Below are 26,653 nucleotides of genomic sequence, written 5' to 3'. Positions count from 1 at the left end.
GAGGAGGCTGCACCATGAACAGTGTCATCTATCTCATTGGTCTGATCGTCGTCGTGCTGGCAGTGCTTTCCTTCCTCGGCTTTCACTAGGAGGCACCATGCAGCGCGAGGATGATCGAGGCCCCGAGTCCGACTTCGCCAAGGCGAAGGACGAAGTTTCCGACCGGATCCAGCAAGAAACCCAAAGCGCCGGCGAAGCTCTCCACGATGCCCGCGACGAGGTCGCCCGCAGGGCTGGAGCGTATGCCGCCGAAGCCCAGCAGGCCGTCTCCGAAAAGGCCGAGCAGACGCAGCGCGATATCGGATCGAGCCTGTCGGTTTTCGGCGGCGCCCTGCGCGCCGCGAGCGATCACTTGGCTAACAGCGACCAGAGTGCGGCCTCGAAGTTCATGCAGGAGGCCGCAAGCGGGCTGGAGCGGCTGTCCTCCTCGTTGAGGGAGAAGCCGTTCGGACAAGTGCTCGAAGACGTTCAGTCCTTTGGCCGCGAGAATCCTGGAGCGCTTCTTGCCGGTTCAGTTCTGGCGGGATTGGCACTTGGCCGCTTCATGAAGGCTTCGCCGCCCGGCACGCGCCGCCCGACGCAGGCCGCGGCCAAGCCTGAACATTCCGGACAAACCGGCCTGGGAAGGAGTGCACGACGGGATAGCGCTCCCTCAAATTGGGGTTCCGACGGCGGCATACCCGGCAAGGCAGCGGAGCTGAAGAAATGAGCACTCACGATAATCCAAGTCTCGGCACATTGGTCGCCGATCTGGCGCAACAGGTGAGCACGCTCGTGCAAACGGAGGCGAGGCTCCTAAGAGCGGAGATCTCGGAGAACGCGACCAAGGCTGGCGCAGGCGCCGTCGAGGTGCTGGGCGGCGCGATATGTCTGCTCGCTGCGCTGCTGGTTTTGTTGCAGGCGCTCGTTATCGCTCTGGCCCGCCTTGGTCTGGGCGCCGGGTGGTCCGCTTTGCTCGTGGGCGTGGTCGTGGCCGTGCTTGGCGTGATCCTGTTGCGGACCGGCATGGCGAGCATGGCGCCTTCCGAGCTCGCGCCGGACCGTACACAGGAGCAGCTCAAGCGTGACGTGAACGTGATCAAGGAACAAGCGAGATGACCGAGAGATCCGCAGCAGAGCTCGAACGCGAAGCGGAAGCCACGCGCGCAAGAGTGGTGGCGACCGCAGACTCCATTCGCGACAAGATGACCCCAGGGCAGCTCTTTGACGAATTCACCGGGCATTTCAGAGGCGGCGCGGGCTCCGAAATGCTTCACAACCTGAAGGCCCAGGTTCGGGACAATCCATTGCCGCTGACGGTGATCGGCGCGGGCCTGGCCTGGCTGATGTTGGGCAGTGGCGCCTCCGCCACCCCGGCTGGTACCGATGGTGTGACGCGGCGCGGTCCTGGCCTCGATCATGGAGCGTTCGGCGCTGGAATAGGTTCGACCGCCTCGGATGCGGCAGGCGCTGTCGCCGAAGGGGCCAGCGGGGCGGCCGGAACTGTCTCGGGAATGGCTAACGAAGCTGCCGGCACAGTGTCGAACGTGGCAAGCAGCGCAGCCGACACACTGGCGAGCTCGGCGGCGGCTGCGGCCGATATGGCAACGAGTGCCGGCCGCTCGGCACAAAGTCTGCTTGAGGACCAGCCTCTCGCGGTGGCTGCCGTCGGCCTCGCCATCGGAGCTGCCATCGGCGCCATGCTGCCCCACACAGAGGTCGAGGACGAGCGATTGGGCACCTATCGCGAGAGGCTTCGGGATAGTGCCGAAGACACTTTGAAAGAAGGCCTCGACACCGCAACGCAAGTCGCGGCGGAAGCCTACCAGTCGGCAAGCGACGAAGCCGGACGGCAGGCGTCGAGCGAGGGCACGCTGGCCGACAAGGTCGGCGGGGTCGTCAAAGCCGCGGCCGACAAGGCCGACGAATCGGTGCGCGAGAAACTTTCCGATTCCGACGCGTCCTCGTCCGGGAAATCGTAGCCGCTTTTTCAACACTCAAGGAACAATGCGCGCCTCCCTCGGTTCGGGCGGCGTCAGATAGATGGAGACACCGCAATGGCTGAATCGCGCGAATGGCTTGTCCAATGGCTGAGGGACGCTCACGCCATGGAGGAACAGGCAGAGACGATGCTGTCGGGGCAATTGAGCCGGATTGAGAGCTACCCTGAACTCAGCGAGCGAATTCGCAGCCATCTGGAAGAGACGAAAGAGCAGGCGAGGCGGCTGAAGACCTGCCTAGATGGCCTCGATGAAGGTTCCTCCATGTTGAAAGACGCAGGCGGCAAGCTGACCGCTACAGCGCAGTCGATCAGCGGCGTCTTCGCCGGCGACGAAGTCATGAAAGGCTCTCTGGCGAGCTACACGTTCGAGCACATGGAAATCGCGTCCTATACGATCCTCATCGCCGCGGCCAACGCCGCGGGCGAGGCTGAGATTGCCCGTGTTTGCGAACAGAACCTGCGCGAAGAAGAAGCCATGGCCGAGTGGTTGAAGAGCAACCTGCCGCAAGTCACGCAAAAGTTCCTGACGCGGGCGGACGCCGACAGCGACAGCGCGAAACGCTGACTTGGAAAGACCACCGCCAGGAACAATCCGCATTTCCAGCTGTTAGGGTCGCGGTCGGTCCTCCCTCTACCGGTCGAAGGCTGGGCCCGCCCCGATGGTTGAATGGGGCGGGCCCGGTTGGCATGAATCCAGGAACATTCCTTCTTTCAAAACATTAGGGTCGCTCCCATCCTGGAGTGCCCATGCCGATATTGAACATCCGACTTGGCTTGCCCGACCTGAGCCGGATGCGGCTGGCGCTGACGTTTCTCATGCTGCTCGCCATCGCCCTGCCCGGTCTGGCCGAGCCGCAGACGTTGGTGATCGGCTATCTCGGCGAACAGCGCAAACCACCTCTGCCCCTCGGGCCGCTGGACGAGGTCGTCACCGACGACGGCCTGCAAGGTGCCCGGCTCGGCATCGCCGACGATGCCAGCACTGGCCGCTTTCTCGGCCAGCAATTCCAGTTCCAGCAAGTCATCCTCAAGGTCGGCGAGACGCCAGCCGAAGCGATCAAGGAATTCGCCGCCGCCGGCATCAGCTTTGTGGTTGCCGATCTGGATGCGCCCCAATTGCTGCAGGCGAGCGCAGCACCCGGCGCCGAGCGGATGACGCTGTTCAACAGCCGCGCACCCGATGATCGCCTGCGTCAAGAGGATTGCCGCAGCAACGTGCTGCACACAATTCCGAGCCACGCCATGCTCGCCGACGCCCTGGCGCAATATCTGATCTGGAAACGCTGGCAGCACTGGTTCCTGCTGGTCGGCCCGCATCCGCAGGATCAGGCGATGGCGGCTGCCTTCCGGCGCGCCGCGACGCGCTTCGGAGCGGAAATCACTGTCGACCAGCCCTGGACGTTCCGGCCCGCCAATGGCCGCGCGGACACGGGGCACGTCACGCTGCAGACCGAGATCCCCGCCGCCACGCAAGTCAGCGACTATGATGTTCTGGTCGCAGCCGACGAAGCCGATGAATTCGGCGCCTATCTCGAGGGGCGCACCGCTCTTCCGAGGCCGGTGGCCGGGACGCAAGGGCTGGTCGCAACCGGCTGGAGTGCGGTCAACGAGGAGTGGGGCGCCACGCAGCTCCAGGATCGCTTCCACAAGCTGGCCGGGCGCTGGATGCTGCCCAGCGACTACGCCGCCTGGCTTGCCGTCAGAAGCGTTGGCGAGGCGGCAACGCGGCTGCACAGTCTCGATCCGACCGCGATCGGAAACTATCTGCGCAGCGACGATTTCCTTCTCGCCGGCTTCAAGGGACAGGGGCTGAGTTTCCGTCCGTGGGACGGGCAGATGCGCCAGCCCATCCTTATCGCTGGCCCTCGCCTGCTCGTCTCGAGTTCGCCACAGCCGGGCTTCCTTCACCAGCGTACGACGCTGGACACTCTGGGCGTCGATCTGGAGGAGAGCACGTGCAAGTTCTGATCACGCTCGTCCTTTCGATGTTGATCCTCGCTCCTTCCGCCGGGGCGGAGACGATTTACGTTTCCAACGAGCAGGACAACACCGTCGCGGTCGTCGACGGGGCGACCATGACCCTTCAGGACACGATCGAAGTCGGCCGGCGTCCGCGCGGAATGGCGCTTTCGATCGACAAGAAGACGCTGTTCGTTGCCGAAGGCGACGATAACCGCATCGACATGGTCGATCTCGCCAAGCGGCAGGTGGTCGGTCGATTGCCTTCCGGCGCCGATCCGGAATTTTTCGTCGTCCATCCGGATGGCAAACGGCTCTTTGTGGCCAATGAGAAGGACAATCTGGTTTCGGTCGTGGATATCGCGGCGGCCAAGGTTATCGGCACCGTCGATGTCGGGGTGGAGCCGGAAGGTATGGCGGTTAGTGCCGACGGCCGAACGGTCGCCTGCACCTCCGAGACCACGAGCATGGTCCATCTTATCGATGCCGCCACGCTCGAGCTCATCGACAACCTGCTCATCGACACGCGGCCGCGCGCGGCGGCGTTCTCGCCGGACGGCAAGCAATTGTGGGTGTCGTCCGAAATCCGCGGCACCGCCACGGTGTTCGACGCCGCGACGCGCGCTCAAACGGGCAAGATCGAGTTCGAGGTGCCGGGTATTCGGCGCGAGGGCGTGCAGGCGGTCGGTATCGTGATGTCGCGCGACGGCGCGAGCGCCTATGTAGCGCTCGGTCCGGCCAACAGGATTGCCGAGGTCGACACCAAGACCCTCACGGTCCGGCGCCTCTACCTCGTCGGCCAGCGGCCCTGGCATGTCGCGCTCTCGGACGACCAGAAGCGCCTGATCAGCGCCAACGGCAACTCGGGCGATGTCTCCTTCATTGACCTGGAGAATCAGGAGGTGGTGAAATCGCTGCCGGTGGGGCGCGGCCCATGGGGCGTCGTGATCGGCCCATGAACGCGCTGTCGGTCGAGGAGCTGGGCCACAGTTTCGGAAACCGGCGGGTTCTCCAGGGGGCCTCGTTCGCTGTGGCTGAAGGGAGGATGTGCGTCCTGCTTGGACGCAACGGGGCCGGCAAGACGACTTTGTTCTCGCTGATCACTGGTCTCTATCACGCGCGGGCAGGATCTGTGCATGTCTTTGGCCAGGCGATGGAGGCGAACCCATCCGCCGCCCTCGCGCAAATGGGCATCGTTTTCCAACTGCCGACGCTCGATCTTGACCTGACGGCGGGGGAGAACCTGCGCTACCACGCGGCCCTGCACGGGATTCCCGCAGACTTGAGCAAGCAGCGCTCCAGGGAGGAACTCAGCCGCCTGGGAGTGCTGGACAGGATCGATCATCCCACCCGCGCGCTGTCCGGCGGTCAGCGCCGACGCGTGGAGATCGCAAGGGCGCTGATGCATGGTCCGCGCCTGCTGCTGCTCGACGAGCCGACCGCCGGGCTCGACGTGCCGGGACGGCGCGCGCTCGGGCGGCATGTGAGAGAGCTTTGCCGCGAGCGCGGCATTGCCGTTGTGTGGGCGACGCATTTCCTCGAAGAAGTGGGAGCCGATGACGACATCGTCGTGCTGGATCAGGGCAGGGTGCGCTGGGCCGGTCGCGCTGATCGCATCTCTCCCGAGCTTGGGGTCGAAAGCATCGCGGAGGCATTCGCCTCGCTGACGGGGTCGCCATGAAGACGCATCACGCATTGCGGGCGCTCCACGGCATCTTGCAGCGGGAAATGCTGCGCACGCTGCGTCAGCGCGCGCGCCTGTTCTCCGCGATGGTCCGTCCGCTTGTCTGGCTGGCGATCTTCGCCGCCGGCTTCCGCTCGGTACTCGGCCTGTCGATCACGCCGCCTTACCAGACTTATGTCCGCTACGAGGTCTATGTTGTGCCCGGGCTGGTGGCCATGATGCTGCTGTTTCATGCCATGGCAAGCTCGCTGGCCATGGTCTACGACCGCGAGATGGGCAGCATGCGCCTGCTGCTGACGGCACCTTTGCCGCGCTGGTACCTGCTTGCCGCGCGCCTGCTGGCCAGCGTGATCGTCGGCCTGCCGCTGGTCTACCTGTTCCTTTTCGTGGCGCGCTTCTGGGACGTGCGGCCGCCGATCCTGGGCTATGTTGCCGTGTTTCCGGCGCTCGTGCTGTCGGGTCTGATGCTCGGTGCGTTCGGCCTATTGGTGTCCTCGATCTCGACCCAGATGGAGAACTTCGCCGGCGTGATGAACTTCGTCATTTTCCCGATGTTCTTTGCCTCGACGGCGCTCTATCCGATCTGGCGGCTCGCCGAAGCCGGCCCGGTGCTGGCGACGATCGCCGCCTGGAACCCATTCAGCTCGGCGGTCGAACTGATCCGCTTCGCGCTCTACCTGCGGTTCGACGTGGTTTCCATGCTCGTCGTTGTCGCCTGCCTTGGGGCATTCTTCCTGGCGGCGGTGGTCGGCTACGATCCAGGCCGCGGCCTGTGGTCCCGGCGCGGCGGCGAAGGCTGATTATTTGAGGGCATAGAGATAGGCCGCGATATCGCGCGCCTGCTGCTCGGTGATCCTCGTCGACGGCATGGCGGTATGCGGGTTGATTTCCCTTGCCGACCGGATCCAGCGGATCAGGTTCTCCGGATTGTTTGCCAGAACGCCGCCGATATAGACACGGCCGGCTAGGCTGCCGTCGAGGCGCGGCCCGACCTGGCCTTGCGCTCCCGGCACGCCGGGAATCGTATGGCAGCCGGAACAGCCATTCGCGGTCATGATCGGAATGGCGCGTGCGCCCACGCCGCCGGTCGCCACATCTGACTCGTGCCGGACGCGCTCGCGCCGGTCGGTCCATAAGGCCGCCGCGCCGACTGCGGCGGCCAGCAGGAGGATCGCGGCAAGGGCGCCGCCGATCAGCCTAGCCAGGTCGGAACGCATGCGTTGCCTCCCTGGCTCCACTGTTGCTTATCCAAAGGCCGGCGAGCAGCAAGGCCGCTCCGCCATAGATCAAGCCGGCCGGAACCCACATTACTAGCCCGGCGAGTTGCTGGTCCTCGATCGGGCTCAGGCCCCAGATCGCCGCGCCGGAGGCATTCGCCGGATACCAGAGTTTTGGCGATAACAGCAACAGGACGCCGAGCAGGCCGGTATGCAGCGAGGTGAAGAAAAGATGCATGACGGAGCTGCCATAGGTTTGCCGTCGGCCGTAACGTGGCAGAAGCGCCCACCAGAACAGCAAGGCAGTGCCGAGGAAACTCGCATGCTGCGCATAATGCAGCACCCCCTGCTGCAGCGCTGCCTCGAACAGCGCCGGAATGTGCCAGGTCCAGATTGCTATCCCATGAAGGACCGTCGCGCTGAGCGGGCGCGCGGCGAGGGCCCAGAGCGCCTGCAGCACCTTGCCGTGGGTGAGCTTTCCTGTCCCTCGGCGAAGTTTGGCCGGCAATGCCCACATCAAGGCCGCGCCGGGGCAGGCGGCGACAAGGAGCGGCGCCGCTACGGCCATCAGCAACTCGTGCTCGATCATGTGGGCTGAGAACACGCGCTCGCCGAGCGCGTGTATCGGGCTGACCAGCGCTCCCGTCAACACGCCCCAACCGGCCGCGAACAACAGAGCCTGTCGTAGCCGCTCCGGTCGGCCCCGGCCGCTGCGGCGCCATAGCCGGCTTGCGCCGAGCGCATAAATAAGCGCGAGCACTGCCAAGGGAAGCGTGATGGGAAACGCCAACGTCCATCCGGCCTCGGGCGCGCCGGCGCCATAGCAGATCGAGGTCGAAAAGAAGGCCTCGAGGCTCATCGCAGGCACTCGTCGAGGATAAGCGCGGCGCTGCCCTGCATGAGGATGACGAGTGCGAACAGCAGCGCCGCGAGCATGCCGAGATCGGCGACGAAACGCTCGGTGCTGCGCGTGCGCTCAGGCTTGAAGGCGGCGCCGCCTTGCCGCTTCGCCCGCCATGATAGCGCGCCGCCGAGCAGCGAAAACAGCGCGAGCAACAGCGCCACCGGGAGCACGACCTGAACCTGGCGATTGCACTGCCAGTGCACGAGCGAATAGTTCAGCTGCGTCGAGATTGCCCAGGCCAAAGGCCCCGACAACAAACCTCCCCAGGACGTGCCCAGCCGCAGCGCGCGCATCTCAGCCCCACCTCGGTAGCCAGTAAATGAGCAGGTAGATCGGGATCCAGGTGAGGACCACGAAGTCCCAGTAGAAGACATTGTCGCCGACATCGCCGAAGCGCCGGCCGCTGTAGCCATGGTGCGTGAACATCAGCACGGTCAGAACAATCGTGTCGCCGACATCGGTGATCAAATGCGTGGTGTGGAGACCGAGCAGCACCCACAGCATCGAGCCATAAGCGTTCGTGTCCCAATAGATGTTCAGCGCCGGGAATTCGAACCAGCGCACGACGAGCGGCGCGATGCCGAGCAGCGACATCACCACCATGCCGATCCGCACCGGTCCGATAGCGCATCGCTTGGCGTAGCCGTTCAGTATGTGGTTGGGAATCAGGCTGGCGATGAGAAGCAGCGTTACGATCGTTCCCGGCCAATGGTTGGGCTGTGGAGCGCTTAGGCGCCAGTTGGGCCACAACGTCGCGAGATAGAGATAGGCGCCGGCGGCCAGCGCAAAGCCCGTGCCCTCCAACGCCATGAAGCCAAGCGTGCCCCACCAGGTCGGGCTGCGGGGGCCATGTCCAAAGGTCGGGAGGCCGGAAAGATCCATGGCGGGGCGCTGGTTCATTCCTCGTCCTCCGGATCGCCCTTGGGCCAGAACCATCCGATCAACGTGATGGCTATCGGCGCGGCGCCCCACACGATCGCCCAGGGCGTGAAGATCGAGTAGAGGAAGGTGCCGCCCACGGCGATGGCCGCCAGCAGCGGCCAGATCGACGGCGTCGCAGATTTCTCGCGGATGTCGGGATGGGCTTCCGCCACCGTCGAGACGACCAACTCGCGCACGTCGACGCGAAGCCCGGTCGCGACGGGGAGCGCCTCGCGTTGGGCCCAGAGCGGCTCGATATTCGCCACGATCGGAATGCGCGCGAAATTGTAGCTGGGCGGCGGCGAGGACGTCGCCCATTCGAGCGTGCCGGCGTCCCAGGGATTGTCGCCGGCAGGCGCACCCCTCAATGCGCTGTGGACGAGGTTGAAGGCAAACAGCACGAAGCTCAGGAAGAAGAGCACCGCGCCGGCACTGATGAAGAGGTTGATGTTCCCCCAGCCGAGCTCGGCCGGATAGGTGTAGACCCTGCGCGGCATGCCCCACAGGCCGACGATGTGCATGGGGAAGAAAGCCGCGTTGAAGCCGACCATCGCCAGCCAGAAGTGCCAACGCCCGAGGCGCTCGCTCATCATGCGGCCGGTGATTTTGGGAAACCAGAAATAGGCAGCTCCGAGCAGCGGAAAGACCGAGCCGCCGATCAGCACGTAATGGAAGTGAGCGACGACGAAATAGGTGTCGTGCACCTGCAGGTCGAGCGGCACGGAGGCAAGCATGACGCCAGTCAGGCCGCCGATGACGAAGGTGAAGAAGAAGCCGAAGACGAACAGCAGCGGCGTACGGATCACCGGTCTGCTGTCCCAGAGAGTCGCCAGCCAGCAGAAGATCTGAACGCCGTTCGGGATTGCGATCATCATGCTCGAGGCGGTGAAGAAGCTGGCCCCCAGTTTCGGCAGCCCGGTCGCGAACATATGGTGGACCCAGAGGCCGAACGATAGGAAACCGACGGCGATCAACGATAGGACCAAGCCGAGATGGCCGAACATCGGCCGCCGGGCGAAGGCCGGGATGATGGCGGAGACCATGCCGGTCGCCGGCAGGAAGATGATGTAGACTTCGGGATGGCCGAAGAACCAGAAGAGATGCTGGAACAGCAGCGCGTCACCGCCTTCGGCCGGATTGAAGATATGCGTGCCGACGAGCCGGTCGAGGATGAGGAAGGTCGAGGTGACCATTACCGCCGGCATGGCGAAGACGACGACGAAGGACGTGACCAGCAATGCCCAGACGTAGAGCGGGATCTTGTCGAGCGACATGCCGGGCGCGCGCTGCTTGAATACGGTGACGATGGTCGCGACGGCGACCGCCAGGGATGAGACCTCGGTATAGGTGATCATCTGCGCCCAGACGTCTGCGCGCTTGCCTGGAGCGTATTCCGGCCCGGACAGCGGCACATAGGCGAACCAGCCCACATCCGGCGCCATCGAGAGGGCGAAGGACACCCAGGCGAAGAGGCCTCCTGAGACATAGACCCAATAGCTGAAGGCATTGAGGCGTGGGAAGGCGATGTTGCGGGTGCCGACCATTAACGGCACCAGATAGATGCCTGTCGCCTGGACGATGGGCACGGCGAACAGGAACATCATGGTGACGCCATGCATCGTAAACAGCTGGTTGTAGAGATCCGGCCCGATCAGGCCGCGCCGCGGGCCCGAGAGTTGGATGCGCATGACAACGGCGTTGAGGCCGCCCAAACACAGAAACAGGAACGCGGTGATCAGATAACGCCGTGCGATGACCTTGTGATCGACGCTCGACAGCGCGCCGATGATACCGGGAGGCGTGCGCCACGTTCGCGCCAGCCACCGATGCAGGCTGGCATCGTCCAAGCCGGTGTCGCGCGGTCCGTCACGTTCGGGGGCGATATCGCCTTTGGCGGACGCTTCACTTTCGGGCGGCAGATCGCGTTCGCTGGTGATATCCGCGCTGCTCATTTCAGCCCCTCGAGATAGGCGACGATGGCGTTGAGCTCGTCGCCGCTCAGATCGGCTACCGGCATGTGAGAACCCGGCTTGATGCCTTGCGGGTCCGCTATCCAGGCGGCGAGATTGCCGCGGCTCATCGTCAATGTTCCGGCCGCAAGCGTTTGCCGGCTGGCTATATGCGTCAGGTCGGGAGCGACCGTTCCTCCGGCGGGGGTGCCGCCGACTTTGTGACACATGACGCAAGGGCGTTTCAGGAACAGGTCCTCGCCTGCCTTGGCCTCGTCGCTCATTGGAGCGGCGGCTGGTTGCAGCTGATCGTTCCACCAGGCGTCGAACTTTTCGCGCGGTTCGGCGATGATGAAGGTGCCCATGTTGGCATGCTGCGCGCCGCAGAACTCGGCGCATTGGCCACGATAGACGCCCGGTTTATCGGCTTTGATGTCGAGCACGTTCATGTGGCCCGGAATGAGGTCGAGCTTGCCGGAAAGGCTCGGCACCCAGAAGGAGTGAATCACGTCGGTCGAGGTGATAAGAAGCCGCACCGGCTCGCCGGCTGGAATGTGGATCTCGTTCGCCGTGGTCAGGATGTGGCTCGGTGTGGCATCCTCGTAGCGCACCTCCCACCACCATTGATGACCGGTGATCCGAATGGTCAGCGCGGCGTCCGAGCCGATCGCGGCGAGCGTCCTGTTGGCGAAGAAGCTTAGCAGAGTGAGGCCGACCAGGATCACGGCGGTCAGCCCGATAGCGGTCATCACCACGCGCAGCTTGCGATTGTCGGCATCGGCGTCGATTACAAGCGGCTCGGCGCGCTCTCGTGGCCGCATCATCAATGGCAAGGCAAGAGCGATCATCACCAGCACCCACACCGCCGCGCACAGGCCGGTGAAGAACCAGATCAGCCATGCGAGCTCACTTGCCGCGGGACCTTTCGGGTCGAGCGCCGATTGCCAGCCTGCGCATCCCTGAAGAAACAGGGCGATTGCCGTGGCGAACGCAATCGGGGCGAAGCGTTTCACGGCGACTTCCCCAGCGTGGCGGCATTCGGCATACGGTTTTCCGATGGGTGCGCCATCATGTCGTCATTGCGGGATGGCGCGGCGGAGGAGGGCGCGTTGCCGCTCAACGAGCGAACGAAGGCCGCAAGCTCCCAGATCTGGTCGTCCGGGATCTTGTCGCGGAAGCTGGGCATGCCGTTCGGACGGCCGTCGCGGATGGTGGCATGAATGCTTTCCATAGAGCTGCCATAGATCCATTTTTCGTCCATCAGCGCCGGGCCCATGCCGCCGCCGCCATTGGCATGGCATCCTGAACAGTTGAACCAACCGAACAGGCGCTTGCCTTCGCTCAGATGAAAGGCATTGGCCTCGAAGCTCGCCGCTTTGTTGTCTGTGGGGGAGGGCCGCTGCCCGCCGGGTTCCAGAGTTGTCACCGGCGTCGGCTGCTCGCCCGAGCCGAGGGCCGATTGAGGGCGCGTGTCCCGTTCCTCGCGCTGGCAGGCAACGAGCATCAGCACCACAGGAAAGAGCAGAGCGGCAGCGCACCTCATCGCACCGTGCTCCCCAAGGCATCGAGGCGCGGCACGCCATACTGCGCCAGCAATGCATCGATCTCCGCCTTGTGCCTGGCCAAGGCATTGTTCACGTCGCCGCGCAAGGCGTCGTCCTCGCGTCGCACGCCCATCGAAATATCGTAGATCATGGGTAATTGCGGTCCGTCGATGCGAGGCGCAACCGGCGTGATGCGCAGCGGGACCTTCTGCTTCTGGGCAAAATAGCCGGCAAGCGGGCCCCATACCACGGCTAGGTCGATCTCGCCGCTCGCCACCGCCTCGACGATGCGGGCCGGCGGATTGGGGGCGGAGTAGTCGCCATAGACGGGATAGCCCACCAAGTGACCGATGATGCCGCGGCGGCCGAGCGCCTGGACCGGAGGCGAGTTGGCTCCGTCGTCGCCGATGAGTTGAACGCCGATGCGCATGTCGCGCAGCCGCGGGTCGTTGAAGGAGGCCACGTCGGGACCGTCCTGGCGGGTCACGAAGACATAGGACGATCGGTAGTAGGGAGTGGTGGTGCGCAGCATTTCGAGATTGGCCGGCGTGCCGGGCACGAGATCGCAGAGACCCGCCTTCAGCGTGTTGCGCACGAAGCCGCGGCGCTGCGCCCACCAGGTGTAGGTCAGCTTCGCGCCGAGATCGGCGGCAATGATTTCGGCGATCCTGTTCTCGAATCCCTGTCCAGCCGCATTGGAAAAGGGCAGGTTGTTCGGGTCAGCGCAGACCCTGAGCTCACGAGCGCCGGCCGTCGCCGGAAAGAGCAGCAAGGCGAGCGCGGTGATGCCGAGCGCTATCGGCGGGAAAGCCTTCCGCGCCACGCTGTGGATCACACCGAACACATCAGGGCAGCCGGAACACATAGAGCGTGCCTCCCGCCGTGGTCGCGTTCTTCAGGTCCTTCATCGCATTGACGAAACCGAGCGCGGCGGTGGCATCACGCGGGTCGAGGTCGCCCGACACGATGGCGCCTGCCCAACCGCCGACGCCGGACAAGATGGCGACGTATTGGTGGCCGTCCGGGCCGCGATAGGTGATGGGCTGGCCGATAATGCCGGACGAGGTCTTGAACTGCCAGAGCAGGTCGCCGGTCTTGGCGCTCACCGCCTTGAACCAGCCTTCCATCGTTCCATAAAAGACCACATCGCCGGCGGTGACGACCGCGCCGCTCCACACCGGGAAATTCTCCTTGAGGCTCCAGGCGGGTTTTTCGGCCGCGATATCCCACGCCGTGAAGGCGCCGCGATTGCCGCCCGGCCCCGGGATCATGCGTACGTTCATCCCGACGTAGGGCGTGCCGGCGATGTAGTTCACCTCGACACCTTCTTCGTCCATGCACAGATTGTTGTGCGGGATGTAGAGCAGACCGGTCTTCGGAGAGAAGGCGGAAGGCTGCCAGTCCTTGAGGCCCGACGCGGTCGGGCAGATGTCGCGGACGACCTTGCCGGTGCCCGTCAGCTTGTCCGGGTTTTCGATCAGGCGGCCGGTCTTGAGATCCACGCCCTTGCTGGAGTTGACGGGGCCGTAAGGCTTTGCGGACAGGACCTCGCCGGTGGTGCGATCAAGGACGTAGAGATAGCCGTTGCGTTCCGGCCGGACCAGCACCTTGCGCGGCTTGCCCTGCCAGTTCATGTCGAGCAGGATCTGCTCGTTGATGCCGTCATAGTCGTGCAGGTCGTGCGGGGTCCACTGGTAGAACCATTTCGCCGCCCCGGTATCGGGGTCGCGGGCGAAAATGCCCGATGTCCACTTGTTGTCGCCAGGCCGCAGATCGGGATTCCAGGGGCCGGGATTGCCGGTGCCGTGGAAGATAAGGTTGAGATCCGGGTCGTAGGAAATCCAGCCCCACATATTGCCGCCGCCGATCTTCCAGGCCTCCGGCGGCCATGTCGTGACGCCGAGATCCTTGCCCTTGTCCATGTCGTAATGCGGCTTGAAATCCAGGCCGATCAGCACCTCCTTGTCGGGGCCCGTGTTGTAAGCCGTCCAGACGACATGACCGTCGCCAGCGTCGAGCGCCTTGACCCAGCCGCGAACGCCCATCTCGCCGCCGGAATTGCCGACCAGCACTTTGCCTTTCACCACAAGCGGCGCCATGGTGATGGTTTCGCCGATATTGATGTTGCCGACATGGGCGTTCCAGACCGGCTGGCCGGTGTTCGCATCGAGCGCGATGGTGTGGCCGTCGAGCGTGTTGAAGAATATGCGTCCATTCGCGAAGGCAGCACCGCGGTTGACGACATCGCAGCAGGCAACCCCTTGCGCGGCAGGCTCAGGATTGGGCTCGTATTTCCACTTGATCGGCGCGCCAGACTTGGAAAGGTCGAGCGCGTAGACGATGTTGGGAAACGGGCTCACGATGTACATCGTGCTGCCGACCACCAAGGGCGCCGCTTCCTGGCCCTTGTTCACCCCGGTCGAGAAGGTGAAGGCGACCTGCAGATTCTTGACGTTGCCTTCATTGATCTCGGCGAGCTCGCTATAGCGGGTCGAGGCGTAGTTCTTGGCGGGCATCGTCCATTGCCCGTCATCGGGCGGCGCGGCCGCGGCAGGCGGTGAGATCGCGGGTGCCGGCGGCGATTCCGAAGCGGCTGTCAGCAAGGGGGCGCAGACCAACAGCATCGCTGCAATGGCGCCCGGAGAATGTTTTCGGGGCGCCGACGAGCGCTTGGTCATCGGGGCTTCCCCGCAGGATCGTACCGGTTGCGCTGCTTGCTTCATTTCGGCGTCGAACCTCCGACGCCGGAACCGATTTCCGCCGCTATATCGGCCTCGTGCCCGGCACAAAGCGGGTGGCCCCAGCCCGAGGCGCTTTTCCCGCCGGGATCAAGATCGTAGATGATGGCATCCTTGCGGTTGGGATTGACGCCCGCCGGAACCTTATTGAGCCCCAGGGCGGCGCGAACGCGCCAGGCGACGTTGTGGTCAGCGCAGGAGGAATCGCCGCTGATCCCGAGGCCACCGACGATCGCCTTGCCGTCGTAGAGAGCCAGGCCCCCGCCGAACACGACGACGCCGCCGATCGGCTCGCCGATCAGCGGATCGTTGGCGCTGCCGAACGTCTTGGGGTCGCCTGTGTAAGCCGCTGCCTGGTTGACGGGATTGGTGGTCTGCAGACCGAACAGCGGTCCGCCTGGTTGCACCCCGGCATAGAGATTGGCTGTCGACAGCGCCATGTTCACTAGGCTGAGGCCATTGGCCGTATTGGCCTTCTCGGCCGCGATCAGCCGGCTGCCCGGCCATTGCGCATCGGCCGTGGGTCCACTGAAGGCAACGGCGCAGACGGTGCCGTCGCGGGCAACGATTGCCGCCCATTCATTGGTCTCGAAGCCGCCATTCGCGGGGCCGCCGCTCGCCTTGACGTTGGCCTTCAAGGCCGAAAGCAGCTTGTCGTGATCGGCCGGGCAGGGCGCTTGCGCGTGAGCGGCGTTTTGCTGCGTCGAGCCAAACGCCAAGACCAGAAGGCCCAAAGCTAGCAACGAAAACCGACGATGAGCCATGATCCGGAACAACTTGTTGAATGTTACCGAACTGACAGCCGGCTGCTTTGTTCCTCCTTCATGAAGAGGTTTGTAGCCGACCAAGACCGCTGGCCTGTAAGGACGCCGGGCAGCGGAACCAGTTTGGATCACTGGCCGCACCAAATGTCCGCGACAGGTCGGACCATAGCGTTGGCAAGCTCGACTGTTTGCTGCGGCAGGCTTGCAATGCTACCTCGACCTAATTGAGAGGCGATTTCCCCGAACCGCTCGCCCCCGATCGGGATGAAGAGCGGCTACATTTCGCTGTTGCCGACTGTCCCAGCCCCGCCATCACTACGATTGATGATCGGAACAAGAGCCGGTATTTGCAATCGGAGGGCAGGCTTGCCCGAGCTGTCCTGGCCGAAAAACACGATACCGGCGGCCCGGAATGCCTGGCGCACGGCAAGCAGCTTTTCTGGCGAGGGGAGACGGCCACCACGCTCAAATTCGCGAATATCCACCTCGCTCAAATCGCACTTGGCCCCGAGGCTGACCCGAGACCAGTTCAACAGGGCCCGAGCCGCCGTCACCTGCTCTGGCGTTAAAAGAGCCACCAAACATCTCCACTGCTTTTTGATCCTGCCACGAATTGAAAACTCAAGAACATGTTCCATTGCTGGCAAAAAACGGGAACGTCATGTTGCGCTCGGACCGTTGCCCCCCTGGAACAACGATGTTGGCGCATCGTTTGATGGCAATGAAACAGCTTCGCTCAGATTTCGCGGCAATAGCGCAGCCGGGCTATTGGATCGCCCTCGGACTTCTCGTCATCCCTTATGGAGTGGGCGTATTTTTCCTTATTAGGATTTGCCATTGTATGTAATTGCGCGTGTCGTGAGGTCCAGGGGACGCATTGGTAGCTTTAATGGCTAAATCGCCGTTCAAAGGTAGGGCCGAGCGATACGGAGCCATCCTGGAGAGCTTCTGATCTTTGCCCGCCATAAATCAAGAACTTCGACGCACCCACGTCTATGTTGCGATCAACAAGCGGAAAGCTGGGCATCAAGCATCGACTTCACGGAGGCGCGCGCCGGTGCTTGCCGTCAAAGCGATATGCGAGCCGCCAAAGGCGAGATCCCGTTGGCTGTACCCATAGCTGGAGCCCGCCACCGTCAGATAATTTCGTGAGTTTGGAAGCGGGCCGGACGTTCCGGCATTTCACGTTGGAAAGGGCCATTCGTGAGACCTCCCTTTGGCTGTCTCGATACCATCAGGATGTCCAATACCAACGGAAATACCATCCCCACCCGCCGTTGGACACAAATGCGCTCGAAACGGCCCAACCGCGCTCAAATTCGCGAACTGACCCGAAAAGGCCAACAATTTCAGGCGTTGCAGAGGCTGCGGCGTAGAAGCTTCGGCGATAGGGACTGTCGGGAGAAGAGGGGATGGTGCCCAGAGGCGGATTCGAACCACTGACACGAGGATTTTCAGTGAGCGATAGGGCGGTGTTGCCCGGAATACCGACCTTAACAACGTCAGGTGAGACTATAGCGAGCCCAAGTGGTGAACCCGGCAGGAATCGAACCTTCGACCTACGATTAGCGAATAAGAAGGTGGCTCATTTCGGGTTCTTATCCGGTTCGCCAGACCATACGAGACGATACGAAGGATATGGGTTGGCTAACCATCCTGTAAGCCATTGATTTTGCTTGACGACCTCACACCCTCCGGGCCCACCATGACCATTGATTTCATTGCGAAAAAAATGGCTTTGCCCACGGCTTGCCCGCGCTTTGCCCACGCCCTAGAAACTCGAGGCCGGACGCCTTCCTTCGTTAGTTCGAGATTCCGATCGGGCGGCCGAATAGTTTGGGGCAACCATAGGGTAGTCCTTCGCCAGTCCCCACTTCGCCCGGTATTCGTCAGGCGTCATCCCGTGCCTGGTTGCCAGAGCGGCCCGGCAATCACTCGTCAGCCGGCCATCCAGCCGCCGTCAACCATCAGGTTGATCCCGGTGACGTAGCTGGCCATATCGCTGGCCAGGAACAGCGCCGCGCCCGCCACGTCGTTAGGATGCCCGAGCCGCGGCCACGGCGTGCGCCGGCGCGAATACTCGAGCGCATCAGGATCGTTGGCGACGCCCGGCTTGCCGGTGATGATCTTGCCCCGCGCGATGGCGTTGCAGACGATCAGGTCGTCGGCATGGTCGACGGCGATCTGGCGCGTCATCTGCACGATACCGCCCTTGCTCACCGAATAGGGAAAATCGCCGGGGCAGGCAACCATGCCGTGCTGCGAGGAGATGTTGATGATCCGGCCGCGCACCTCATTGACCGGCGCCTGGGTCAGCATCTGCGTGACGGCGCGCTTGTTGCAGTAGAAGAACCCGGTCAGGTTGACACCGATGACGCGGTTCCACTGTTCCGGCGTGGTCTCGATCAGGTTGGTGCTGGTGTAGATCGCGGCATTGTTGACCATCACGTCGAGGCGACCGAACCGCGCAACCGTTGCGCCCACCAGCGCATCGACGGCACTCCAGTCGGATATGTCGGTCTTGACGTGGATTGCAGCGCCGCCGGCCGAGCGGATCATGTCGGTGGTGCTCTCGCCGTCCTCGATCGGCTGCTCCACCATGTCGGCAACGACGACGCTCGCGCCCTCCGCCGCGAATTTCAGCGCGATGGCACGGCCGATGCCGGAGCTCGCTCCGGTGACGATGACGGTTTTACTTGCGAGCAAGGCCATGGTGTTCAGCTCTCCCGGGTGACGATCTTTCCCTGCGCCGGGCCGACCAGCCTGCCTGCGCGCACGATCTCGCGGCCGCGCAGGAAGACGTTGGTAAGGCGCGCTTTCACGGCCCAACCGTCGAAGGGCGTATAGCCGGCCCGAGACACCTGGTCGGCATCGGCGATCGTGCTGGGTTGGTGCGGATCGAGGATCAGCAGATCGGCGTCGTAGCCGGCGGCGATGCGGCCTTTGCGTCGGCCGAGGCCGAAGCGCTCGGCCGGATTGCGAGAGCACATGCGCACCAGACCGGGGAGGGCGATGAGCCCGTCATCGACCAGCTTCAGCATGGTGGGAAGCAGCGTCTGCAATCCCGGCATGCCGCCCGGAATGTCCGCGAAAGCCGCATAAGGCGCCGCCTTCTCGGCCGGTGCGTGCGGAGCATGGTCGGTGGCGACGATGTCGATCAGTCCCGCGCCGAGCGCAGCGTGCAGCGCATCGACGTCATGCGGCGACCGCAAGGGCGGCGAAGCCTTCAGATTGGCGCCCAGAGCTTCGTAATCTTGCGCTGTGAAGAACAGGTTCTGCGGCGTCGTCTCGACGCTGGCGTCGGCCATGCCGCGCAGCCGGCTCCAGGTCTCGACACCCAGTTCGGAATTGATCTGCCGGACGTGGATTTTTGCCTCCGCCGAGGCCGCGGCGACAAGGGCGCGGGCGATGCCGTTGGCTTCGGCCAGCGGCGGCCGGCTGTCCAGAAAGGCGGCGATGGCGCCCGAGCGGTCGCGCGTAGCGCTGCCGTTCAGGATCGATTGATCGCCGGGTGAAATGCCGATCAGCGTATCGGCACCGGCAAAAGCTTTGAGCGCTTCGGCGACCGCGTCGAGCGAGGCAAAGAGGAAGGCGTCCGGCACGTCGGCGGTGAACAGCTCGAACGACACCGGCGCAAGGCTAAGCAGGCCAGGGATGAGCGACAGGTCGCGGCTGATCACGGCCTGCAGGCCGACGTCGACATGGATGCGGCCTTCGGCGATCGCCATCTTGTCGGCGAGTTGCGTTGGCGTGGCCGTCCACGGTTCATCGGTCGGCATGTCGAGCACTGTCGTCACGCCGCCGAGTGCGGCCGCATGCGTGCCGGAGGAGAAATCTTCCTTTTGAGTCAGGCCAGGGTCGCGCAGATGTGCATGCGCATCGACCAGACCTGGCAGCAAGAAACAGTCTGAGGCATCGACGACCATCCTGGCTTCGGCGGCTTCGCCGGGCGCGACGATTGCGGCGACCTTGCCCGCGGCCATTCCGATATCGCTGTGGCTGATGCCTTCGGCATTCACCACCATTCCACCGCGGATCAGCGTTTCGAACATCGCTCAGCCGCGCTGTTCGATGCGGGTATGGTTCGCATGCCAGAAGCGGGCGATGTCCTCGCGGCGCATGAAGGCGGCGCAGTCGCTTTGTTGGACATGCTCGATCACCTCGCGTAGACCCGATGCGCGGTTGGGCTGGCCCGTCCAGCGGGCGTGGATGCCGATGGTCAGCATGCGGCCGCCGGTCTCGTCGGCTTCGGAGAGCATATAGTCGATGGCCGAGCGGCAGTCCTCGGCGAAGTCGCGGGGATTGCTATAGCCCGGAGCCACCAGATAGCGGCTGTCGTTGAGCGTCTTGGAGTAGGGGACGACCAGTATCTCCGTGCCCCGGTGATCGAGGAAATAAGGCAGGTCGTCATTGCAGGGATCGGAGTGGTAAAGGAAGCCGCCTTCCTTCACCAGAAGGTCGCGCGTGTTGACGCTGGGCAGCGAGCGGCAGTTCCAGCCGAGCGGCCGCTTGCCGAGCAGCTTCTCGTAAAGCGCGATGGCTTCGTGCAGGTGACGCTCTTCCTCGCCGCGCTCCATCAGCGTGTAGTCGATCCAGCGCAGGCCATGGCCCATCAGGTCGTGGCGGCGGCTCTTCATCCACTCGACCAAAGGCGGGTTGCGCTCCAGCGCCACGGCGCAGGCGGAAAAGGTGACCGGAATGTCGTAGCGATCGAAGAGGCGCACCAGGCGCCAGACGCCGGCGCGGCTGCCATATTCAAAATGCGTCTCGGTGCCGAGATCGCGCACCGGCGGGCTGCTGGTCAGATTGTATTCGCCCCAATTGTCGTTGCGGCCATCATCCAGCCAGTTGTATTCCGAACCTTCCTCGTAGTTGAGCACGAGGTTGACAGCGAGCTTCACGCCGCCCGGCCAGGTGACGAAGGGCGGATGCGGGCCATAGCCGACAAAGTCGCGCGGCTGGGCATGCTGGAGATCGATCGGCATCGGTACTCTCCTCAGCTTTCGTTGGCGGCAATCCAGTCCATATAGGCGTGGAAGGCTTCCTTGCCGGGACGCGGCCGCCATGTGGTGTCGCGCAGGATGCGGGCGATGTCATAGGCGCCCCACATACCGCCTTTCAGCGCCACGTCCTGGACGATGTTGGCGTCTTCTCCTGATGTCACCTCGGCCTTCAGCCCCGGCACGCGTTCCTTTGCCCAACCGATGATCTCGCCGATGGTCTGGCTGGAGCCGGAGCCGATATTGTAGTGACGGTAATTGAGGTGCGGCGCGTCGATCAGCGCGAGGATCGCTGCGGCAACGTCGGTCGAGGCGACATAGTCGCCGACAGGCTCCAGGCTGTTCGGCCTGATCGTCTCGCCGGCCAGAGCCATATGCGCGACGCGGTTGGGGACATGGCGAAAGTTGCGGCTCTCGGTGGCGCGGTCCATCGGTCCGTAGACGGAAGCAAGCCGCACCGAGACCGCCGACAGGTTAAACAGGTCGGCATAGCGGTTGGTGACCATCTCGGAAGCGAATTTCGAGATGCCGTAGAGCGTCAGCGGCGCGACATAGCCGTCTTCCGGCAGGGGCTCGCTACTCCAGTCGGGCCCGTTGTGGCGGTAGACCGAACCGGAACTGACATAGACGAAGCGCTTGAGGCCGGACCTCGCGCGCGCCCACTCCAGCATGCGCACGGTGCCCATCAGATTGACGTCGACGATGCGTGCCGGATCCTCGGCCTCCGGCTGGCGCTTGGCCTCCGAAGCGCTGCCGCGTGAGATCGGCGTGATCGTCGCGCCGTGGACGATTGCCGTGATGCCTTGCTGGTCGAGCGTCGCGGACCAGGCTTGCGGGTCGAGGATATCGGCGGCGATTATCGTCAGCCGGTCGCGCACCGGCGCGAAATGCTTCTCAGCGGCTGCGTCGAGGCCGGAGCGGTCGAGGATCACGGCGCGGGCCAGAGGGTCGCGATCCAGCCAAGCGCGCGCAACCACGCTCATGACGAAGCCGGTGCCGCCAGTGACGAGCAGGGTCATGGGAACTCCTTTGAAAATACGGGCTCAGCGCGTCGCATAGCCGCCGTCCACGAGCATGTCGGATCCGGTGACGAAGGATGCATCCGAGGAAAGCAGGAAAGCCGCCGCCGCGGCGATCTCGTCAGGATCGGCGATGCGGCCGAGCAGATGGGCGGGACCAAGGCCGGCATTGGCGGCCTCGAAATCGGCGAACCGGCGCAGCAGGCGGGTCGTGGCCACCGCACCGGGCGACAGGCTGTTGACGCGAACCTTGTCGGGCGCGTGGTCCACGGCCATCGCCTTGGCAAGGTGGATCAGCCCGGCCTTGGCAGCGCAATAGGCGACGGCCTTGGTCGTGGCGACGCGCCCGAATTGCGAGCCGATGAAGACGATCGAGCCGCCGCCGCTTGCGGCGATCAGCGGCACGGCGAACTTGCTCATCAGAAAGGCGCCGGTCAGACCGATATCGATCTCGTGCCGCCACGCACCCTCATCGAGATCGACGACGGTGGCGTTGGTGGAGGGGGCCGCGGCATTGTGCACCAGCCCGTCGAGCCGGCCGAATTTTTGCCGGGCGAACGCGACGGCCGCTTCGGCGGACTCGATGTTCGTCACATCGCACTGGCAAGCGGCCGCGGCAGGGCCAAGCGCTTCGGCAAGCTTCGTCGCAGCCTCAAGATCGTAATCCGCGCAGACGACGCTTGCGCCTTCGGCAGCGCAGCGTCGTGCAATCGCCGCACCGATGCCGCTGGCAGCGCCGGCGATGAGAATGACGCTGCCCTTCATGCGGTTCATTGCATCCGTCATCAGAACTGCTCCTCGACTGCCTGCATCGCCGGCGCGATGACCGGCCGGCGTAAAAGATTGTAGCAGGCAGCTATCGTCACCAGCACGGCGCCGCCGCCGAGCAAGAGGAACATGGCCGGCGCGCCCATGCGGTCCATCAGGCCGGCGGAAATGCCGGGCGTCGCGACATTGCCGATCGAATAGAGCAGGAGCAGCGTGCCGGAAGCGCCGACCATGTGCCGGCTGTGCAATTGCGAGGCGCCGAAGGCCATCGCCACGGGATAAACGGTGAGCGCCGTGCAGCCATAGAGGAAGAACAGCACGAAGAGCAGCGGCACCGAAAAATTGCCGAGCCAGGCGATCGCAGCGCAGAGCGTGACGGACAGGACGCCCTGGACAAGCAATATGATTCGCCTCTCAAACCTGTCCGACAGCCAGCCGACTGGCGTCTGCGCCAGCATGCCGGCGATGCTGATGGTCGTAACCAGCCCGACCGTCGTTGCCGCCGACAGCCCGATCTGCGTGCCGTAGATCGGCGTCAGCACGAAGATGTTCATGTTGGTGATGCCGCCCTGGAAGATCGCCACGACCGTCACCGGCGCCAGCCGAAAGAGCGCCAGCGGGCCGAGGCGCTTGACCGGTCTCGCCGAACTTGCGTGCTCCAAATCGCTGGCCGGCAGCGCCGGCCAGCGACCGCCGATGAATTTGGAGATCAACGCCAGAAGCACCGTCGCCGCCGCGACCGGGAACAGATGCGGCGATTGCGGACCGACCAGGCCGACAAGGAGTTGTCCGAGCAGCACGGCGATCGCCGTCGTCAGCATGTAGAGCGAAAACAACGCGCCGCGATTGTGGTGCTCGGCGTAGAGGTTGATCCAGCTTTCGCAGACCACGAACAACGACGCCATCGCCATGCCGCCGAGCAGGCGGAAGCAGATCCAGCTCGGCAGGAAGTCGGTGAAGACAAAGCCTGAAGCGGCCAGCAGCGCCAGCACAAGGATCGCGACGAAGGTGCGCTCGTGGCCGTATTGGGCGACAGCCGGGCGCGTGACCAGGCACCCGACGAGGAAGCCCACGGGATAGGCGGTCAGCACGATCTGCACGACCTGGGGCGAAATGCCGGGCTTGCCGAGATGCAGCGACACGGCGGTGGTCAGCATGGCGCTGCCGATGCAAGCGAGGCAGACGCCGACCATGATCGGCAGCATGGCGCGGGAGCGCTCAGCATTTTGCCAAAGCCTCATCGCGGATTGAGCGATCGACCTCATGAATGCGGCTGCGGCGGCTCCCTGGCGGCACCGTTGACCGACGGCAGCCCGAGCTGAAGCTACACTTTATAGTGGCTGCCACAAACGAAGATTGACGCGGCTATGGCTTAAATTTTTTTGGCCATGCCGGCAAAGGAAAGCGGCGTCTCGGCGCGTCGCGGGCTTTACAGCGGTTTTGCACCCTCCTTACCATAGGCAAAAACCGGATCTGGAACCCAGCGGAAGGGAACATCATGACGATCGAACGCCTCGAAAACGGCCAGCGCTTCTGCCGGGTACTCCGCTATAACGGCACCGTCTATGTGGCCGGCCTGACCGCGGATGATCTTTCCGGCGACACCACCAGCCAGACCAAGCAGATCCTGGCCAAGATCGATACGCTTCTGGCCAAGGCCGGCAGCGACAAGTCGAAGCTGCTCAGCGTCCAGATCTGGCTCCGCGACATCGCCGATTTCGAGATGATGAACACGGCCTGGGACGCCTGGATCGACAGGAGCGCCATGCCGGTGCGCGCCACGGTGGAAGCGCGGCTTGCCGGCGACCAGTACCGTGTCGAGATCATGGTGACGGCGGCCGTCGGATGAGCCGGCCGGCGAGGGGACGCCAATGCATGAGCTGGTGATCAAAGGCGGGCGCGTGGCGCTCGACGACGGCTGGGCCGAGTGCGACATCGGCATCGACGACGGCCGCATCGCCGCGATCGGCAAAGGCCTGACCGGGGGGAAATCGATCGACGCCGGCGGCAGCTGGGTGATGCCCGGTGGCATCGACGCGCATTGCCATCTCGACCAGCCGGTCTGGGGCGGCGCGGGTAATGCCGACGATTTCTATTCCGGCACGATCTCCGCGGCCTTTGGCGGCACCACCTGCATCGTCCCGTTCGGCATGCCCGGGCAGGACATGACCACCATCGGCGCCATTGACCGCGCGCTGCAGCGCGCGGCGGGGCGTCCCGTGATCGACTATGGGCTGCATGCCGTGGTCACCATGGGCACTGGCGCCGATGTCGAGGCGCAACTTGCGGCGCTTGCGGTACGCGGCATCTCCTCGGTGAAGCTGTTCATGACCTATCAGGGTTTTGCCGTCGACGACGACCTGTTCTTCCGAGTGCTCGATACGGCGAGACGACTAGGCTGGATCGTCATGGTCCATGCCGAAAATGACGCCGCGATCCGGCGCACGCGACAGCGGCTCATCGATCTCGGCCGCACCGATATCCGCTATCATGTCGTCGCCCACAGCGAGACGATGGAGCGCGAGGCGACGCATCGCGCTTTAGCCTTCGCCGAGATGACCGGCGCGCGCATGACCATCGTGCATGTCTCCTCCTGGCAATCGGCGGAGGAAGTGGCGCGGGCAAAGACGCGCGGTGTCGACGCCATTGCCGAGACCTGTCCGCAATATCTCTTTCTTGGGGCGGCTGACCTCGACCGCGACGCAGTCGACGCGGCCCGCTTCGTCTTTTCGCCGCCGCCGCGGTCGCCGCGCAGCCATGAGCATCTGTGGCAGGAGCTGATTAACGGCGGCATCGACCTCTGGTCGTCGGACCATTCGCCATATTATTTCGCCGACAAGATCGGCCGCTCCGAAACACCCGGTTTCACAACGACGCTGAGCGGCATCCCCGGCATCGAGACACGCCTGCCGCTGCTGTTTTCGGAAGGGCTGCTCACAGGCCGCCTGACGCTCGAGCGCTATCTCGACCTCACCTCGCGCAACGCCGCCTCGATCTACGGTTTCGCCGATCGCAAGGGCAGGATCGCCGTCGGGCTCGACGCGGACCTCGCGCTGTGGGATCCGGCTGCGCGCTGGACGCTCGGGCACAAGGCGCTGCATTCGCGGGTCGATTTCACGCCCTATGAGGGCAAGGTCGTCACCGGCCGGCCGACCACCGTCCTGGTGCGCGGCGTGCCGGTGGTCGCCGACGGCAAGCTGCAGGCCGAACCGGGGTTCGGGCGATTCGTGGCGCGCGCCGCCGCCGATCCGGCGCTTTTGGGAAAACCAGTCGAGGATTGGACACCATGGCTCGATGCCTGACCATCGCCGTTTGCCAGACCGGACCGATCCAGCGCAGCGCCACGCGCGCCGAGACAGTCGGGCGGCTGGTGCATCTGCTCGAAAAGGCAGCGGCTTCCGGCGCCGAGATCGCGGTGTTTCCGGAAATGGCGCTGACCACTTTCTTCCCGCGCTGGCGCATCGACGACCAGGCCGAGATCGATGCCTTCTTCGAAGTCTCGATGCCGGGACCCGAGACGCAGCGGCTCTGCGATGCCGCCGCGCGGCTGAAGGTCGGGTTCGCGCTGGGTTATTGCGAACTGGCGCATGAAGAGGGTCGCAGGCGCCATTTCAACACGATGGATCTGGTCGGGCCGGAGGGCGCCTCCATCGGCCGCTATCGCAAGATGCATGTGCCGGGTTCGAGCGAGCCGGAAGCAGGCACGACCACCCATCTCGAACGGCGCTACTTCGAACCCGGCAACCTCGGCTTTCCGGTCTTCGACTATCGCGGCGTGCGCGTAGGTCTCGCCATCTGTAATGACCGCCGCTGGCCCGAGACCTATCGCATGCTATGCCTCAACGGCGCCGAGGTGGCGCTGCTCGGCTACAACACGCCGCTGCTGCTCGACGAGGCGCCGGCGCTGGCGCATCTGAGAATGTTCCACAATCATCTGCCGATGCAGGCCGGCGCCTACCAGAACACGCTTTGGATAGGCGCCGCCGCCAAGGCGGGCCTGGAAGACGGGCAAGCGCTGATCGGCGGATCCTGCATCATCGCGCCGACCGGCGAGATCGCCGCGCAGGCGATGTCGCTCGACGACGAGGTCATTGTCCACCGCGCCGATCTCGATCTGATCGAGACCTGCCGGAAGGTGAATTTCAACTTCGAGCTCTATCGCCGCCCCGACCAGTACAAGCGCATCTCGGAGCCTGTCTGAGACC

At 64.2% G+C, this 26,653-nt stretch carries 28 protein-coding genes and 2 pseudogenes; 11 read left to right on the top strand and 19 right to left on the bottom strand.

Going from position 1 to position 26,653, the window contains the following annotated elements:
* Positions 1 to 97: 97 nt before the first annotated feature.
* From FJ423_RS03720 to FJ423_RS03685, 8 genes are all read left to right on the top strand, one after another.
* The gene (locus tag FJ423_RS03720) at positions 98 to 709 is read left to right on the top strand and encodes a hypothetical protein (RefSeq protein WP_181174708.1); all 612 of its coding nucleotides are present in this window, start codon (positions 98 to 100) and stop codon (positions 707 to 709) included.
* Positions 706 to 1,098 (top strand): phage holin family protein, encoded by a 393-nt coding sequence (locus tag FJ423_RS03715; RefSeq protein WP_095768531.1) that lies wholly within the window; start codon positions 706 to 708, stop codon positions 1,096 to 1,098. Before FJ423_RS03720 ends, FJ423_RS03715 begins: the two co-directional genes overlap by 4 nt.
* Positions 1,095 to 1,961: a DUF3618 domain-containing protein gene (locus FJ423_RS03710; RefSeq protein ID WP_140839307.1), complete on the top strand. Its 867-nt coding sequence runs from the start codon at positions 1,095 to 1,097 to the stop codon at positions 1,959 to 1,961. Before FJ423_RS03715 ends, FJ423_RS03710 begins: the two co-directional genes overlap by 4 nt.
* Positions 1,962 to 2,036: 75 nt before the next feature.
* A complete protein-coding gene (locus FJ423_RS03705) occupies positions 2,037 to 2,546 on the top strand; it encodes a DUF892 family protein (protein WP_095768533.1) in 510 nt (169 codons plus the stop codon).
* A gap of 209 nt (positions 2,547 to 2,755) precedes the next feature.
* Complete coding sequence (locus FJ423_RS03700; RefSeq protein WP_246680076.1) at positions 2,756 to 3,949, top strand: ABC transporter substrate-binding protein; 1,194 nt, start codon at positions 2,756 to 2,758, stop codon at positions 3,947 to 3,949.
* Positions 3,937 to 4,899, top strand: coding sequence for a PQQ-dependent catabolism-associated beta-propeller protein (locus tag FJ423_RS03695; RefSeq protein WP_140839303.1), 963 nt, complete (start codon positions 3,937 to 3,939; stop codon positions 4,897 to 4,899). Before FJ423_RS03700 ends, FJ423_RS03695 begins: the two co-directional genes overlap by 13 nt.
* Positions 4,896 to 5,621 (top strand): ATP-binding cassette domain-containing protein, encoded by a 726-nt coding sequence (locus tag FJ423_RS03690; RefSeq protein WP_140839301.1) that lies wholly within the window; start codon positions 4,896 to 4,898, stop codon positions 5,619 to 5,621. The genes FJ423_RS03695 and FJ423_RS03690 overlap by 4 nt, the downstream gene beginning before the upstream one ends.
* Entirely contained in the window at positions 5,618 to 6,424 is an 807-nt protein-coding gene (locus FJ423_RS03685; protein ID WP_140839299.1) for an ABC transporter permease, read from the top strand. The genes FJ423_RS03690 and FJ423_RS03685 overlap by 4 nt, the downstream gene beginning before the upstream one ends.
* Here the strand turns inward: FJ423_RS03685 and FJ423_RS03680 are convergent, their stop codons facing one another.
* From FJ423_RS03680 to FJ423_RS03590, 19 genes and pseudogenes are all read right to left on the bottom strand, one after another.
* Positions 6,425 to 6,841, bottom strand: a complete 417-nt coding sequence (locus FJ423_RS03680) for a c-type cytochrome (protein WP_140839297.1) — start codon at positions 6,839 to 6,841, stop codon at positions 6,425 to 6,427.
* A complete protein-coding gene (locus FJ423_RS03675; protein ID WP_140839295.1) occupies positions 6,822 to 7,700 on the bottom strand; it encodes a cytochrome c oxidase assembly protein in 879 nt (292 codons plus the stop codon). Before FJ423_RS03675 ends, FJ423_RS03680 begins: the two co-directional genes overlap by 20 nt.
* Positions 7,697 to 8,038: a hypothetical protein gene (locus FJ423_RS03670; RefSeq protein WP_095768540.1), complete on the bottom strand. Its 342-nt coding sequence runs from the start codon at positions 8,036 to 8,038 to the stop codon at positions 7,697 to 7,699. The genes FJ423_RS03675 and FJ423_RS03670 overlap by 4 nt, the downstream gene beginning before the upstream one ends.
* Position 8,039: 1 nt before the next feature.
* Entirely contained in the window at positions 8,040 to 8,645 is a 606-nt protein-coding gene (locus FJ423_RS03665) for a cytochrome c oxidase subunit 3 (protein ID WP_140839293.1), read from the bottom strand.
* Positions 8,642 to 10,618 carry a cytochrome c oxidase subunit I gene (ctaD, locus tag FJ423_RS03660; RefSeq protein WP_140839291.1) on the bottom strand — a complete coding sequence of 659 codons (1,977 nt, stop codon included), beginning with the start codon at positions 10,616 to 10,618 and terminating at the stop codon, positions 8,642 to 8,644. The genes FJ423_RS03665 and ctaD overlap by 4 nt, the downstream gene beginning before the upstream one ends.
* Positions 10,615 to 11,628, bottom strand: a complete 1,014-nt coding sequence (gene coxB / locus FJ423_RS03655; protein WP_245340552.1) for a cytochrome c oxidase subunit II — start codon at positions 11,626 to 11,628, stop codon at positions 10,615 to 10,617. Before coxB ends, ctaD begins: the two co-directional genes overlap by 4 nt.
* Entirely contained in the window at positions 11,625 to 12,158 is a 534-nt protein-coding gene (locus tag FJ423_RS03650; RefSeq protein ID WP_140839289.1) for a c-type cytochrome, read from the bottom strand. Before FJ423_RS03650 ends, coxB begins: the two co-directional genes overlap by 4 nt.
* Positions 12,155 to 13,024, bottom strand: a complete 870-nt coding sequence (locus FJ423_RS03645) for a substrate-binding domain-containing protein (protein WP_140839287.1) — start codon at positions 13,022 to 13,024, stop codon at positions 12,155 to 12,157. Before FJ423_RS03645 ends, FJ423_RS03650 begins: the two co-directional genes overlap by 4 nt.
* Positions 13,005 to 14,837 carry a methanol/ethanol family PQQ-dependent dehydrogenase gene (locus FJ423_RS03640; RefSeq protein ID WP_210239540.1) on the bottom strand — a complete coding sequence of 611 codons (1,833 nt, stop codon included), beginning with the start codon at positions 14,835 to 14,837 and terminating at the stop codon, positions 13,005 to 13,007. The genes FJ423_RS03645 and FJ423_RS03640 overlap by 20 nt, the downstream gene beginning before the upstream one ends.
* A 41-nt stretch (positions 14,838 to 14,878) precedes the next feature.
* Positions 14,879 to 15,616, bottom strand: a complete 738-nt coding sequence (locus FJ423_RS03635) for a heme-binding protein (protein WP_140839283.1) — start codon at positions 15,614 to 15,616, stop codon at positions 14,879 to 14,881.
* A 320-nt stretch (positions 15,617 to 15,936) separates the two neighbouring features.
* The gene (locus tag FJ423_RS03630; protein WP_224625796.1) at positions 15,937 to 16,239 is read right to left on the bottom strand and encodes a helix-turn-helix transcriptional regulator; all 303 of its coding nucleotides are present in this window, start codon (positions 16,237 to 16,239) and stop codon (positions 15,937 to 15,939) included.
* Positions 16,240 to 16,715: 476 nt separating this feature from the next.
* Positions 16,716 to 16,862: pseudogene (locus FJ423_RS34030) on the bottom strand (Arm DNA-binding domain-containing protein); the annotation flags it as partial.
* A 570-nt stretch (positions 16,863 to 17,432) separates the two neighbouring features.
* Positions 17,433 to 17,579: pseudogene (locus tag FJ423_RS03620) on the bottom strand (MucR family transcriptional regulator); the annotation flags it as partial.
* 20 nt (positions 17,580 to 17,599) lie between these two features.
* Entirely contained in the window at positions 17,600 to 18,373 is a 774-nt protein-coding gene (locus FJ423_RS03615) for an SDR family oxidoreductase (protein WP_140839281.1), read from the bottom strand.
* 5 nt (positions 18,374 to 18,378) lie between these two features.
* On the bottom strand, positions 18,379 to 19,713 hold the full coding sequence (locus FJ423_RS03610) for a dihydroorotase family protein (RefSeq protein WP_140839279.1): 1,335 nt from the start codon (positions 19,711 to 19,713) through the stop codon (positions 18,379 to 18,381).
* Positions 19,714 to 19,716: 3 nt separating this feature from the next.
* Positions 19,717 to 20,646 (bottom strand): polysaccharide deacetylase family protein, encoded by a 930-nt coding sequence (locus tag FJ423_RS03605; RefSeq protein ID WP_140839277.1) that lies wholly within the window; start codon positions 20,644 to 20,646, stop codon positions 19,717 to 19,719.
* Between the two features lie 11 nt (positions 20,647 to 20,657).
* Positions 20,658 to 21,680 (bottom strand): NAD(P)-dependent oxidoreductase, encoded by a 1,023-nt coding sequence (locus tag FJ423_RS03600; protein WP_140839275.1) that lies wholly within the window; start codon positions 21,678 to 21,680, stop codon positions 20,658 to 20,660.
* A gap of 24 nt (positions 21,681 to 21,704) precedes the next feature.
* Entirely contained in the window at positions 21,705 to 22,466 is a 762-nt protein-coding gene (locus FJ423_RS03595) for an SDR family oxidoreductase (RefSeq protein WP_140839273.1), read from the bottom strand.
* Positions 22,466 to 23,653, bottom strand: a complete 1,188-nt coding sequence (locus tag FJ423_RS03590; protein WP_246680075.1) for an MFS transporter — start codon at positions 23,651 to 23,653, stop codon at positions 22,466 to 22,468. The genes FJ423_RS03595 and FJ423_RS03590 overlap by 1 nt, the downstream gene beginning before the upstream one ends.
* A gap of 293 nt (positions 23,654 to 23,946) precedes the next feature.
* Between FJ423_RS03590 and FJ423_RS03585 the strand changes: the two genes are divergently transcribed.
* The 3 genes from FJ423_RS03585 to FJ423_RS03575 are packed head-to-tail and all read left to right on the top strand — an operon-like array spanning position 23,947 to position 26,649.
* Positions 23,947 to 24,297, top strand: coding sequence for a RidA family protein (locus tag FJ423_RS03585; RefSeq protein ID WP_095768554.1), 351 nt, complete (start codon positions 23,947 to 23,949; stop codon positions 24,295 to 24,297).
* 22 nt (positions 24,298 to 24,319) lie between these two features.
* Entirely contained in the window at positions 24,320 to 25,750 is a 1,431-nt protein-coding gene (gene hydA / locus FJ423_RS03580; RefSeq protein WP_140839269.1) for a dihydropyrimidinase, read from the top strand.
* Entirely contained in the window at positions 25,735 to 26,649 is a 915-nt protein-coding gene (locus FJ423_RS03575) for a nitrilase-related carbon-nitrogen hydrolase (RefSeq protein WP_140839268.1), read from the top strand. The genes hydA and FJ423_RS03575 overlap by 16 nt, the downstream gene beginning before the upstream one ends.
* Positions 26,650 to 26,653: the final 4 nt, after the last annotated feature.

Source organism: Mesorhizobium sp. B2-8-9, assembly GCF_006439475.1.
Lineage (GTDB): Bacteria > Pseudomonadota > Alphaproteobacteria > Rhizobiales > Rhizobiaceae > Mesorhizobium.
The sequence above is the reverse complement of the archived record's forward strand: the minus strand, read 5'-3'. Positions and strand labels throughout refer to the sequence as shown.